12 protein-coding genes are annotated in these 10,906 nt (G+C 66.8%); 2 read left to right on the forward strand and 10 right to left on the reverse strand.

Annotated elements, in window-relative coordinates; all coding sequences use genetic code 11:
- Nucleotides 1-33: 33 nt before the first annotated feature.
- The 5 genes from recJ to AC0CH3_RS04525 all read right to left on the reverse strand — a co-directional run bounded on the left by recJ (nt 34) and on the right by AC0CH3_RS04525 (nt 5,296).
- The gene (gene recJ, locus AC0CH3_RS04505; protein ID WP_465237647.1) at nt 34-1,785 is read right to left on the reverse strand and encodes a single-stranded-DNA-specific exonuclease RecJ; all 1,752 of its coding nucleotides are present in this window, start codon (nt 1,783-1,785) and stop codon (nt 34-36) included.
- A gap of 175 nt (nt 1,786-1,960) precedes the next feature.
- Nucleotides 1,961-2,644, reverse strand: coding sequence for a prolyl hydroxylase family protein (locus AC0CH3_RS04510; protein WP_354302264.1), 684 nt, complete (start codon nt 2,642-2,644; stop codon nt 1,961-1,963).
- Between the two features lie 149 nt (nt 2,645-2,793).
- Nucleotides 2,794-3,822 (reverse strand): RcnB family protein, encoded by a 1,029-nt coding sequence (locus AC0CH3_RS04515; RefSeq protein ID WP_354302266.1) that lies wholly within the window; start codon nt 3,820-3,822, stop codon nt 2,794-2,796.
- Between the two features lie 126 nt (nt 3,823-3,948).
- Entirely contained in the window at nt 3,949-4,494 is a 546-nt protein-coding gene (locus AC0CH3_RS04520; RefSeq protein ID WP_354302267.1) for a (2Fe-2S)-binding protein, read from the reverse strand.
- Between the two features lie 40 nt (nt 4,495-4,534).
- Nucleotides 4,535-5,296 (reverse strand): class II aldolase/adducin family protein, encoded by a 762-nt coding sequence (locus AC0CH3_RS04525; protein WP_354302269.1) that lies wholly within the window; start codon nt 5,294-5,296, stop codon nt 4,535-4,537.
- A gap of 136 nt (nt 5,297-5,432) precedes the next feature.
- Between AC0CH3_RS04525 and AC0CH3_RS04530 the strand changes: the two genes are divergently transcribed.
- Complete coding sequence (locus AC0CH3_RS04530) at nt 5,433-6,740, forward strand: sugar MFS transporter (protein ID WP_354302271.1); 1,308 nt, start codon at nt 5,433-5,435, stop codon at nt 6,738-6,740.
- Between the two features lie 80 nt (nt 6,741-6,820).
- On the opposite strand, the gene AC0CH3_RS04535 is transcribed toward AC0CH3_RS04530, so the two are convergent.
- The 4 genes from AC0CH3_RS04535 to AC0CH3_RS04550 form a co-directional block, all read right to left on the reverse strand.
- Nucleotides 6,821-7,960 (reverse strand): CaiB/BaiF CoA transferase family protein, encoded by a 1,140-nt coding sequence (locus AC0CH3_RS04535; RefSeq protein ID WP_354302273.1) that lies wholly within the window; start codon nt 7,958-7,960, stop codon nt 6,821-6,823.
- Between the two features lie 121 nt (nt 7,961-8,081).
- Nucleotides 8,082-9,266 (reverse strand): acyl-CoA dehydrogenase, encoded by a 1,185-nt coding sequence (locus AC0CH3_RS04540; protein WP_465237648.1) that lies wholly within the window; start codon nt 9,264-9,266, stop codon nt 8,082-8,084.
- Nucleotides 9,267-9,333: 67 nt separating this feature from the next.
- Nucleotides 9,334-9,675 carry a hypothetical protein gene (locus AC0CH3_RS04545; protein ID WP_354302275.1) on the reverse strand — a complete coding sequence of 114 codons (342 nt, stop codon included), beginning with the start codon at nt 9,673-9,675 and terminating at the stop codon, nt 9,334-9,336.
- Complete coding sequence (locus tag AC0CH3_RS04550) at nt 9,672-9,860, reverse strand: hypothetical protein (RefSeq protein ID WP_354302276.1); 189 nt, start codon at nt 9,858-9,860, stop codon at nt 9,672-9,674. The genes AC0CH3_RS04545 and AC0CH3_RS04550 overlap by 4 nt, the downstream gene beginning before the upstream one ends.
- A 108-nt stretch (nt 9,861-9,968) precedes the next feature.
- Here AC0CH3_RS04550 and AC0CH3_RS04555 point away from each other — a divergent pair, with 108 nt between their 5' ends.
- Nucleotides 9,969-10,589 (forward strand): S24 family peptidase, encoded by a 621-nt coding sequence (locus tag AC0CH3_RS04555; protein WP_354302277.1) that lies wholly within the window; start codon nt 9,969-9,971, stop codon nt 10,587-10,589.
- On the opposite strand, the gene AC0CH3_RS04560 is transcribed toward AC0CH3_RS04555, so the two are convergent.
- On the reverse strand, nt 10,586-10,753 hold the full coding sequence (locus tag AC0CH3_RS04560) for a DUF2207 domain-containing protein (protein ID WP_162235475.1): 168 nt from the start codon (nt 10,751-10,753) through the stop codon (nt 10,586-10,588). The two genes, AC0CH3_RS04555 and AC0CH3_RS04560, sit on opposite strands and share 4 nt — an antisense overlap.
- Between the last annotated feature and the right edge of the window lie 153 nt (nt 10,754-10,906).

Genomic DNA, 10,906 nt, shown 5'->3' on the forward strand with positions numbered 1-10,906 from the left:
CGCCTAAAAGGAAGGCGGCGAGGCGTCAACCCCTCAATCGGCCCAGGCGGCATCTTCGACGTGTAATTCCGCCGATGGACGCGAGGACCAGTCGTCGATCTTCGCGCGGCCGGCGAGCCAGAGCTTGCGGTGCGGTGCGGCGCCGAGCAGTGCCTGGCCCAGTGCGCTGTCGGCGGCGCGGAACGCCATCGCTTTGATGCTGCGACCATCGTCGCCCGCGACGACGGTCCGGACATGGCCGTTGCCGACGACGTCCGCCCTGATGACCCGGACAGGACCCATCGCCACGCGGGGCGCTGGCCAGCCCATGCCGTACGGTCCGCCGACCTCGAGCGAGTCGACAAGGCCGGGATTGACGCCGCCGGGCGCAAGCACCGCATCGAGGAGGAGCGCACGGTCGCCATTGGATCGCTCGACGGCGGCCGCGAGCCGCTCCTCGAGAAAATCGGTGAAGGCGGGGATTGCGGACGCGGTGATGGTGAGTCCTGCGGCCATCGCATGCCCGCCGCCCGCACTGAGCAGGCCGTGCTCGCGGGCCGCCATGATCGCCGCGCCAAGATCGACGCCGGGGATCGAGCGTCCCGATCCCTTGCCGACGCCATGCTCGTCGATTGCGATCACGATCGCGGGCCGGCCGAGCTTTTCCTTGAGCCGGCCTGCGACGATGCCGATGACGCCGGGATGCCAGCCATGCCCCGCGACGACGGCAACCGCGCGATCGCGGCTGGCGAGCAGGTCGGCGGCCTCCTGCACGCCCGTCTCGATCGCCCGGCGTTCCTCGTTGAGCCGATCGAGCTCAGCCGCAATCGTCCGCGCCTCGTCGGGGTCTAGCGTCGTGAGCAGCCGGACGCCGAGGTCGGCACGCCCGACACGGCCGCCCGCGTTGATCCGCGGGCCCAGTGCAAAGCCGAGATCGGTACAGGTCGGGTTACGCGTCAGCCGCGATGCCTCGATGAGCGCGGCGACGCCGATGTTGCGACGCGCACCCATCACCTTCAGGCCCTGCGCGACGAACGCACGGTTCAGCCCGCGCAGCTGCGCGACATCGGCGACCGTCCCCAGGGCGACGATGTCGAGCAGGTCGATCAGCTTCGGCTCGGCCCGATCGGCGAAGAAGCCGCGCGTGCGCAAGGTGCGGACGAGCGCGGCGGCGGTGAGGAAGCACATCCCGACCGCGGCGAGGTGGCCGTGCGCGGCGCCTTCGTCCTCGTCGAGCCGGTTCGGGTTCACGACCGCCAGCGCGTGCGGCAACGTCGTCGAGCATTTGTGATGATCGATGACGATGACGTCGACCGGCGCATCGCGCGCGGCGTCCAGCGCGTCGAACGCCTGCGCACCGCAATCGACGGTCACGATCAGCGACGCGCCTTCGCCCGCGAGCCGGACCATGGCTTCGCCCGATGGGCCATAGCCTTCGAGCAGCCGGTCGGGGATATAGGGCCGCGCCTCGATGCCGAGGTCGCGCAGCACGAGCACCATCAGCGCGGCGGACGTCGCACCATCGACGTCATAGTCGCCGAAGATCGCGACCTGTTCGCCCGCCTGAACCGCATCGGCGAGCCGGTCGGCGGCGCGGTCCATGTCGCGAAAGATCGACGGGTCGGGCATGAACGCGCGGATCGACGGCGAGCGGTGCGCATCGAGCCCCTCGCGCGGACAGCCGCGCGCGAGGAGCAGCTGGGTGACGAGATCGTCGCCCGTGAAGCCGTCGCGGCCGTCTGCGGCAAGCGCGCGCCAGCGCCAGGGCTGGCCGAGGATGGACGAGGTTACGCCGAGAACTGTCATGCGTCGGACGTAGTGGCTGCCGGGCGATTGTCGAGCGGCCTGCGTGCGCCGCATGCGACCCGGGCACGACGCGTTCGCCCTCTGCCGTCGGAACGCCGGCAGCAGCCCTCAGGTCTACGCGGACGGGGTGTCCGGCAAAGCGAGTCGGACAAAGGCGTTGCCGTGGCGCGTTAGATCACTTGATCCACGGCCGTTCGCGAAACCATTTGGTGACGATATATTTGACGCCGTCGACGACGGGCATGCCTTCGTGCAGCGTCAGGGCGTTCGGGCTGCCGTCGGCGCTCATGTTGTTCCAGGCGAGCAGCAGGCCACGTTTCGGCGCGACCTTAATACCGGCGTGCGGGAACCACGTCGCGCCGCCTTCGGCCACGTCGTTGAGGTAGAGCATCGCTGTCCAGGTCCGCTGACCGCCCTGTTGCTGCATGCGCTCCCAATAGCTTTCGCTGGCATGGAAATAATCGTGATGCGCGCGGAACTGCTGGCCGGGGGCATAACGCTGCCCCTGCATCGTCTCGCCATGCGGCAGGTCGATGCCGAGCAGTTGCGCGATTGCCTCATCGGTCGGTTGCACGTCGGCGGACCAGCGATCCATGTCGCAGCTTTCGGAGGTTCGGAAGCTGCTGTTGGGGCGATCGGACAGGAGCGTCGAGGGTCGGCGCTTCGAATCGATCAGCGCGACGAGCTTCTTGGACGTCGCCGCATCGGCGAAATCGGCGTGGTGGTAGAATTGCACGCCATCGATCGCAACGCGCTCGACCTTCGGGTTGGCGTCGAGCCGTGCGGCCACGCTCGCACCAGCGGCCTGACGCACCGTCGCCATCGGATCCTGCGGTTTTGCTTTGGAGAAGAAGCCCATGCGTCTGAATCTGCGCAGTGGTGCGGTGAAACGCAAGAGGGACGGGGACTGGGGTCGACGCGGGATCGTCTCACGCCCGAGAACGACGGCGCATTGCTGGCCTGGCGGAGCGTGACCAAGGCTGAAAGCCCGGCCACGCTCCGTCCTGGTCACCAGAAGATGTCGTACACCGTGTCCACGACGCGTCCGCTGTCGAGGTCGACGAGCAGCGCGTCATTGTAATAGCGGACCCAGCGATAGGGCCCATATGCCTCGGGAAGACGGTAGGTATAGGGATCCTGGATCCAGTAATTCTGGTTGTACAGGATGCTGTTGAGCGAAAAGCCGATGTTGAAGCGGCGATAGCCATAGCCCCATCCGCTCGGCGCATAATAGCGCGGCAGGCGGTAGGCGCCCCGGTTGGATGCGCGGTAACTGCTCCAGCCATAGCGGTTGTCGCTGCGCCATCCCCGGTTCCACGTTCCGCGCTGGTCGAGCCGACGCGTGTCGTAGCCGCCACGTCCATAGCCGGGCGCATTCGCAAAGCCGCCGAACTGCTGCCGATTCTGATAGCCCCGTCCGCGCTGATCATCGCGCGCAAAGCGACCGTCGCGTCCGAACTGGTCGTCGCGATCGAACCGATCGTTGCGGTCACCACGCCCATCGCGACCAAAACCGGGGCCGCGATCAAACCCGGGATTGCGAGCGAAGCCGGAGCCGCGGTCGAAGCCGGGGCCGCGATCGTTCCGGAAACCGCCGCGCTCGGAACCCCGACCATCGCCGCGACGATCCGCCGAATTCCGGATCCAGGCGTCGCGGACCTGATCGGCCTGACGATCCGATTCGGGGCGCGCGGATTGCTGGCGGTCGATCTGCGCACGATCGACCGGCTGGCGATCAGCCCGCGGCCGGCCATTCCAGTCGGGACGCGCGCCGTCACGCTCGAACGCCGGACGTTGTGGGCGGTCACCGCCGGGATCGCGGTCGAAGGCGGGACGGTCCCTGCGAAACGACTGCGCAGGATCAGCCCCGGCAGCAGGATCGGCCCGCTGGAAGCGCTGGCCGCGATCAGGCCGTTCGCCGCGATCGCCGCGTGTCTCGCCGCTGACCTGAGCGTCGGCACCGAACCGCTGCGCCTGCGCGGCGACCGGTACGAGCACGGATGCAACGAGCAACATCTTCAGAAACCTACGCGTCATCGCGGTCGTCCTCGACTGCCGGCGCACGAGCCGGCTCCTATGGTGACTCCGGTCTACCCGTGCCTCCGTGAGGCCAAGCTGAATTGGTTCGTCAGCGATCCGACAGGAATCGACGCCCGAAGCATGCTATCTGGCCGGCGGCGGCACCAGCGCGGGGACGAGCCGGGCCGAATCCGCGGGGTCGATTCCGGGGCGCGGGCCCGCGGGCAGCACCTCCTCGCCGCGCGTCGCCCGACCGGCGCGCTGGACCGCCTCGATGACGCGGGGATACACGCCGCAGCGGCACAGATTGGTGATGTGCGTGCGAATGTCCGCCTCGCTCGGATCCGCATTGGCGTGCAGCAACGCGGCGGCGGCCATGATCATGCCGGGAATGCAGAAGCCGCACTGCGGGACGGCTTCGGCGATGAAGGCGAGCTGCACCGGATGATTGCGCTCGTGCGACAGTCCCTCGATCGTCGTCACATAGCTGCCCTCGATCGATCCGATCGGGACCTGGCAACTGCGCCGGGCACGGCCATCGATATCCACGGTGCAGGCGCCGCATTGCCCCGTGCCGCAGCCATATTTGGTACCCGTCAGGTTCGACGCGTCACGCAGCGCCCAGAGCAGCGGCGTGGCCGGATCGAGCCGGTATTCGATCGCCTGGTTGTTGACGGTGAAACGGGTCATCGGCGTGCGCTAGCGCATCGCCGCGGCCGGCGGAAAGAGGCTATTGCCGCCAGCCCGTATCCTGCTTGTCGACAAGGCGGACCATCGCGTCGAAATCGGCCTTGCCGGCCCCACCGGGCAGCGACACCTTGCCGAGATCGCGCTGATGCACCCTGACGACGTCGTCGGGGATCAGGATCGGCGTCCCCATCGACGCGGTCGCGGCCTGGATTTCGCAGGCACGCTGCAGCGACCAGTGCTTGATGAACGCCTCGGGCAGCGTCCGCCCCATGACGAGGATGCCGTGGTTGCGCAGCAGCATGACACGCTTGTCGCCGAGATGCTCGATCAGCCGTTCGCCTTCTTCCGAGCGGACGGTGACGCCTTCGAAATCATGATAGGCGATCTGGCCGATGAAGTTGCACGCATAGAAATTGGTCGGCCGTAGCCCGCCCTCGACCGCGCTGACCGCCATGCCCGCGGTGGTATGCGTGTGCATGATGCAATGTGCGTCGGGCAGGTGCTTGTGGAACAGGGCGTGCTGCGTGAAGCCCGCCAGATTGACCGGATAGGGATTGTCGTCGAGCTTGTTGCCGTCGATGTCGATCTTGACGAGGCTCGATGCGGTGACCTCGCTGAAATGCAGCCCGAACGGGTTGATCAGGAACGCGCCATCCTCGCCCGGGATCTTGAGCGTGATGTGATTGTAGATCATCTCCGACCAGCCCAGCATGTCGAACACGCGGTAACAGGCGGCAAGTTGTTGGCGCGCCTCCCATTCCGCGGTCGAGACCGTCGAATTGCGCAGGACTGCGGTCGCCATCGGATGCTCTCCCAATCTTTTTGTCCGGTGCAGCATACCCGAACCCTGAAACCCCGGCAATTGCCGTTCGGCATTGCCACGCCCCGCCGCCACGGCTTATGCCGCGGCCAAAGTACGCGAGAGGGCGCCCCAGATCATGCACGTCGATACCCATTCCACCGCCTCGGCGCATGGCCATGCCGCCGACGGCGATGCCAGCCACGGCTATGATGCGCCCGATCTGCGCGTGTTCGTGTTCGCGCTGTTCTTCATCTTCGGCGGCATCACCTCGCTCAACGACATCATCATTCCGAAGATGAAGGAGCTGTTCACGCTCGACCACGCGACCGCGATGCTGGTCCAGTCGGCGTTCTTCCTCGCCTATGCGCTGTTCTCGATCCCCGCCGCGGCGATCGTGCGCAAGGCGGGCTATATGCGCACCGCGTCGATCGGTCTCGTGACGATGACCGCGGGGTGCCTGTTGTTCATCCCGGCGGCGGGGCAGGCGAGCTTCGGCATGTTCCTGTTCGCGCTGTTCGTGCTCGGCGCCGGCATCACCGTGGTGCAGGTCGTGGCGAACCCGCTGATCTCCGCACTCGGTCATCCCAAGTCGGCGTCGAGCCGGCTGACGTTCGCGCAGGCGTTCAACTCGCTCGGCACCACCATCTTCCCCTATGTCGGCTCGGCGCTGATCCTCGGCGGGCTGGCCACGGTCGACTCCTCCAAGCTCACCGGCGCCGCGCTCGACGCGTACCGGACGGAATCGTCGCGGACGGTGGTCCACACCTATATCGGCCTCGCGATCGCGCTGCTGGTCGTCGCCGCGGTCGTATGGACGAGGCGCAACCGGCTCAACGAAGAGCAGGAGCAGACCGGCAGCATCTTCCACGCCTTTACGCTGCTCAAGCGCCCGCGCTTCGCGATGGGGACGGCGTGCATCTTCCTGTATGTCGGTGCCGAGGTCGCGGTCGGGTCGCTGATCGTGAACTATCTGATGCAGCCGAGCGTCATGGGGCTGAGCGACGTCGCGGCGGGCAAGCACGTGCCGTTCTACTGGGGCGGCGCGCTCGTCGGCCGGTTCATCGGCGCGTATGTGCTGAACAAGGTCTCGCCGGGCAAGGTGCTCGCGGGCGTCGCGACGGGGACGCTGGCGCTGATCCTGATCTCGGCGAACACCGAGGGCGCGACGTCGGGCTGGGCGTTGCTGGCGATCGGCCTGATGAACGCGGTGATGTTCCCAACGATCTTCGCGCTGGCGTCGGAAGGTCTCGGCAAGCGTGCGGCCGAAGGGTCGGGCGTGATCGCCACCGCGATCGTCGGTGGCGCGATCATCCCGTATCTGACGGGGATGCTGGCCGATACGTCGGGCAGCCTGCACTTCGCGCTGCTGCTCCCGGCGATCTGCTATGCGCTGATCCTGGCGTACGGGCTGTATGCGCGCAAGCCGGTGACCGCGGTCGCCTGACGCCTCCGCGTCATCCTGGGCTTGACCCAGGATCCAGAGCCACGACCGCTAGCGCAACTGGCTCTGGATCCTGACTTTCGTCAGGATGACGGACGGGGGAGCGTCGGCGCCTCGCGGCCGGTCGCGAGATCGGCGTCGGAGAAGCGTATCGGTGTGCGGAGCCCCGGTACGGTTGAGCCATCTGGTCGCTTGGCATCTACACGCATGCCCCGCGCGATCACCTGCGGATCGTCGAACGCCTGTGCGACGGTGTTGATCGGACCGGCGGGGACGCCGACGGCCTCCAGCCGCGCGAGCAGCGCGAGCTTGGGCACCAGCGAGGTCGCCGCCTCGATCCCCGCGAACAACAGGTCCTTGAAGGCGAGCCGCCCGGCATTGGTCGCGAACCGCGGATCGTCGCGCATCTCGGGCAGCGCCATCGCGTCGCAGAAGCGGCGGAACTGGCCGTCATTGCCGACCGCGAGGATGAACCAGCCGTCGCTCGTCGGGAAGACGGCATAGGGGCACACGTTCATGTGCGCGTTGCCGACGCGCGTCGGCGAGACGCCGCTGGCAAACCAGTTCATCGCCTGGTTGGCGAGCACGCCGGTCATCGTGTCGAGCAGCGCCATGTCGATCTGCTGACCCTTGCCGGTCCGCTCGCGCATCGCGAGCGCGGCCTGGATCGCGATCACGGAATATAACCCGGTCATGATGTCGGCGAAGGCGACGCCAATCTTCTGCGGGGCGCCGTTGGGCTCGCCGGTCAGGTCCATGATCCCGCTCATGCCCTGGACGATGAAGTCGTAGCCGGCGCGGGGGGCATAGGGGCCGTCCTGCCCGAAGCCGGTGATCGAGCAATAGACGAGCCGTGGGTTGACCGCGGCGAGGCTGGCGTAGTCGAGCCCGTATTTGGCGAGCCCACCGACCTTGAAATTCTCGATGATGACGTCTGCGTCGGCGATCAGGTCGCGGACGAGCGCCTGGCCTTCGGGGGTGGTGAAGTCGGCGACGACCGAGCGCTTCCCCCGGTTGGCGGCGTGGAAATAGGCGGCGTCGCGGGTCCCGTCGGGGTTTTCGATGAACGGCGGGCCCCAGCTGCGCGTGTCGTCGCCGGCGGGGCTCTCGATCTTGACGACGTCGGCGCCGAGATCGGCGAGGACTTGGCCTGCCCAGGGGCCGGCAAGAATGCGGGCGAGCTCGATGACTTTCAGCCCGGCGAGGGGGGTGTCCTTCACCATGCCGAAACGCCCGTCATCCCAGCGAAAGCTGGGATATCCCCGTAGCAGCGGGCGTGCCTGCCGCGGGAGACCCCAGCTTTCGCTGGGGTGACGGGTGTAGGGGACGGTGCGCTGGCCGCTCTCAAAACGCCGCGATACCCGTGATTGCGCGGCCGAGGATCAGCGCGTGGACGTCGTGCGCGCCCTCATACGTGTTGACGGTCTCGAGGTTCATCAGGTGGCGCATCACTTGATACTCCCCCGAAATCCCGTTGCCGCCGTGCATGTCGCGGCTCATCCGCGCGATGTCGAGCGCCTTGCCGACATTGTTGCGCTTGACGATTGAGACCATCTCGGGCGCGAACCGGCCCTCGTCCATCAGCCGCCCGACGCGCAGGGACGCCTGCAGCCCGAGCGCAATCTCGGTCTCCATGTCCGCGAGCTTCTTCTGGAAAAGCTGGCGTCCGGCGAGCGGCGTGCCGAACTGGTTGCGATCGAGGCCATATTGCCGCGCGGCATGGAAACAGAATTCGGCGGCGCCGAGTGCGCCCCACGAAATCCCGTAGCGCGCACGGTTGAGACAGCCAAACGGCCCCTTCAGCCCCTGCACGTCGGGGAGCAGCGCATCCTCGCCGACCTCGACTTCGTCCATCATCACCATGCCGGTGATCGACGCACGGAGCGACAGCTTGCCCTCGATCTTGGGCGTCTCGAGCCCCTTCATACCGCGCTCGAGGATGAAGCCGCGGATGCCGCCACCATGCTCGTCCGACTTCGCCCAGATGACGAACACGTCAGCGATCGGCGAGTTTGAGATCCACGTCTTGGCGCCAGAGATGACATAGCCATTGGCCGTCTTCTTCGCGCGCGTCGTCATGCCGCCGGGATCGGAGCCGGCATCGGGCTCGGTCAGCCCGAAACAGCCGATCCACTCGCCCGTCGCGAGCTTGGGCAGATATTTCTTCTTTTGTTCTTCGGAGCCGAACGCGTTGATCGGATACATGACAAGGCTCGACTGCACCGACATCATCGAGCGATAGCCCGAGTCGATCCGCTCCACCTCGCGCGCGACCAGACCATAGGCCACGTACGACGCGCCGACGCCGCCATATTCTTTGGGGATGGTCGGTCCGAGCAACCCGAGCGCGCCCATCTCGCGGAAAATCGCGGGATCGGTATGCTCGTGCTGGAACGCGTCGATGATCCGCGGCGCGAGCTTGTCGTCGGCATAGGCCTTCGCGCTGTCGCGGATCATCCGCTCGTCCTCGCTCAACTGATCGTCGAGCAGGAACGGATCTGCCCAGTCGAACTTGCCCATCCCGGCCATCGTCATCTCCTTCGTTGACCGCTGACTTCGTGGTTCGGCGGTCGAAAGTCCAGCCCCACGCGGGCGTTTAGACGTCGATCAGTGTGAGCACGGCGATGGTTGCGTGCACTTCCGCGCCGATCACGACGGATGAGTCGATTGCCAGATCGACAACGATATGCCCGCGCAGGCAGAAAGCGGCTTCGGGAAGCGTCGACAGCCAGGATAGAATACCGGGTATGCCATCCTGCGTCGGCGACGCGACGACGATCCTGAGCAGGATCTGGTCCCCCGTAAAGGTCGCACTCGACCAGCACCGGCTCGCGATATCCGTGACGCCGATCGCGTGGCCCGCGGTGGTCGCCTCGCTGCGAAGCGCGCGCGTGAACAGCGTCCCGGCATCGGGGCGGCGGATCTCTTCCATCCTCATGCCTGATGGCCGGCGTGATGACGGTTCAAGAAGCCTTGCAGGCGCGCCATCATCGGCGGGCGCGGCCTGCGACCGCGACGCAGATCCCGGACCAGCCGCGGATCGCGCGCAGCCAGCCGTCCGAACGTGGTGGGCGGCATTCCGGCCACTCTGAGATACTCGTCTATCCTCATCAGCACATCCATCCGCCTGCCCTCCGGTTTTCGACGCGATCCCCACTGGATTCGCTGATGTTCCTTCTTTGTTCTTTTGAGCGCGGCTTGTCTAGGATTTTTCCTATGCTATGGTTGTGCATGCCGAACGCAGATCCCCGGGAAACGTTGGCGGTCCTCGCCGAGGCGCGCGGCGACAGCCTTGCAGCCTTGTCGGCGATGATCGGGCGTAACGCGGCCTATCTGCAGCAGTTCGTGAAGCGCGGGTCGCCACGGCGACTGGCGGAGGGCGATCGCCGGATGCTCGCGCAATATTTCGGCGTGGCCGAGGCCATTCTGGGGGGCGATACCGTCGAGGCGGCGGGGTTCCGCATCGCGCGGCTGGCAGTACGGGCGTCGGCCGGCCCCGGTACCCTCGTCGACGACGAGGTCGTCGTCGGTACCGACGTGATCGATCGCGCACTCGCGCGCCGGCTTGGCTTGCGCGACGGCAAGGCCGCGATCATCCGCGTCAGGGGAAGCTCGATGGAGCCGGGGTTTCGCGACGGCGACCATATCGTCGTCGACACGGCCGACCGCGCACCACGGTCACGCGGGGCTCCCTATGTCGTCAGGATCGGCGATCTCGTGATGGTCAAACGTGTCGCGACATCGCGGGGCACGCTGACGGTGACGAGCGACAATCCGGCGGCGGATGCGGTGCCCGCCGGTGACGTCGTCGTGATCGGCCGTGTCGTCTGGCAGATGCGCGAGCCCGACTAGCGGCGGTCCCGCATCCAGATCACGACCGCCGCGGCGACACCGATCGCAGTCCCGATCAGCAGCCCGGGTGTCGCCTGCCCGATCGCGAATCCGATCGCGGCACCTGCGAGAATACCGAGCGCAATGAGGGCGCCGCCGGCGGCACTGGGACGTTTTTCAGACATAGGCTGTGCCTGCCACGACATCGTGCGCGATACCAGCTTGCTATCGACGTGACGGGGGACTCGGCCGGGGGGCTGGCGGCACGCAACCCGGCGCAGCTGTCCTAATCGATTGATCGCCCGCCAAGTTTCCGAAGCTCCATGATGAAACGTGGC

The organism is Sphingomonas sp. AC449 (genome assembly GCF_979253475.1).

Excerpts from the sequence above, each read along its gene's own strand:
- recJ (WP_465237647.1), bottom strand. The coding sequence starts at position 1,785 with ATGACAGTTCTCGGCGTAACCTCGTCCATCCTCGGCCAGCCCTGGCGC.
- AC0CH3_RS04510 (WP_354302264.1), bottom strand. The coding sequence starts at position 2,644 with ATGGGCTTCTTCTCCAAAGCAAAACCGCAGGATCCGATGGCGACGGTG.
- AC0CH3_RS04515 (WP_354302266.1), bottom strand. The coding sequence starts at position 3,822 with ATGACGCGTAGGTTTCTGAAGATGTTGCTCGTTGCATCCGTGCTCGTA.
- AC0CH3_RS04520 (WP_354302267.1), bottom strand. The coding sequence starts at position 4,494 with ATGACCCGTTTCACCGTCAACAACCAGGCGATCGAATACCGGCTCGAT.
- AC0CH3_RS04525 (WP_354302269.1), bottom strand. The coding sequence starts at position 5,296 with ATGGCGACCGCAGTCCTGCGCAATTCGACGGTCTCGACCGCGGAATGG.
- AC0CH3_RS04530 (WP_354302271.1), top strand. The coding sequence starts at position 5,433 with ATGCACGTCGATACCCATTCCACCGCCTCGGCGCATGGCCATGCCGCC.
- AC0CH3_RS04535 (WP_354302273.1), bottom strand. The coding sequence starts at position 7,960 with ATGGTGAAGGACACCCCCCTCGCCGGGCTGAAAGTCATCGAGCTCGCC.
- AC0CH3_RS04540 (WP_465237648.1), bottom strand. The coding sequence starts at position 9,266 with ATGGCCGGGATGGGCAAGTTCGACTGGGCAGATCCGTTCCTGCTCGAC.
- AC0CH3_RS04545 (WP_354302275.1), bottom strand. The coding sequence starts at position 9,675 with ATGAGGATGGAAGAGATCCGCCGCCCCGATGCCGGGACGCTGTTCACG.
- AC0CH3_RS04550 (WP_354302276.1), bottom strand. The coding sequence starts at position 9,860 with ATGGATGTGCTGATGAGGATAGACGAGTATCTCAGAGTGGCCGGAATG.
- AC0CH3_RS04555 (WP_354302277.1), top strand. The coding sequence starts at position 9,969 with ATGCCGAACGCAGATCCCCGGGAAACGTTGGCGGTCCTCGCCGAGGCG.
- AC0CH3_RS04560 (WP_162235475.1), bottom strand. The coding sequence starts at position 10,753 with ATGTCTGAAAAACGTCCCAGTGCCGCCGGCGGCGCCCTCATTGCGCTC.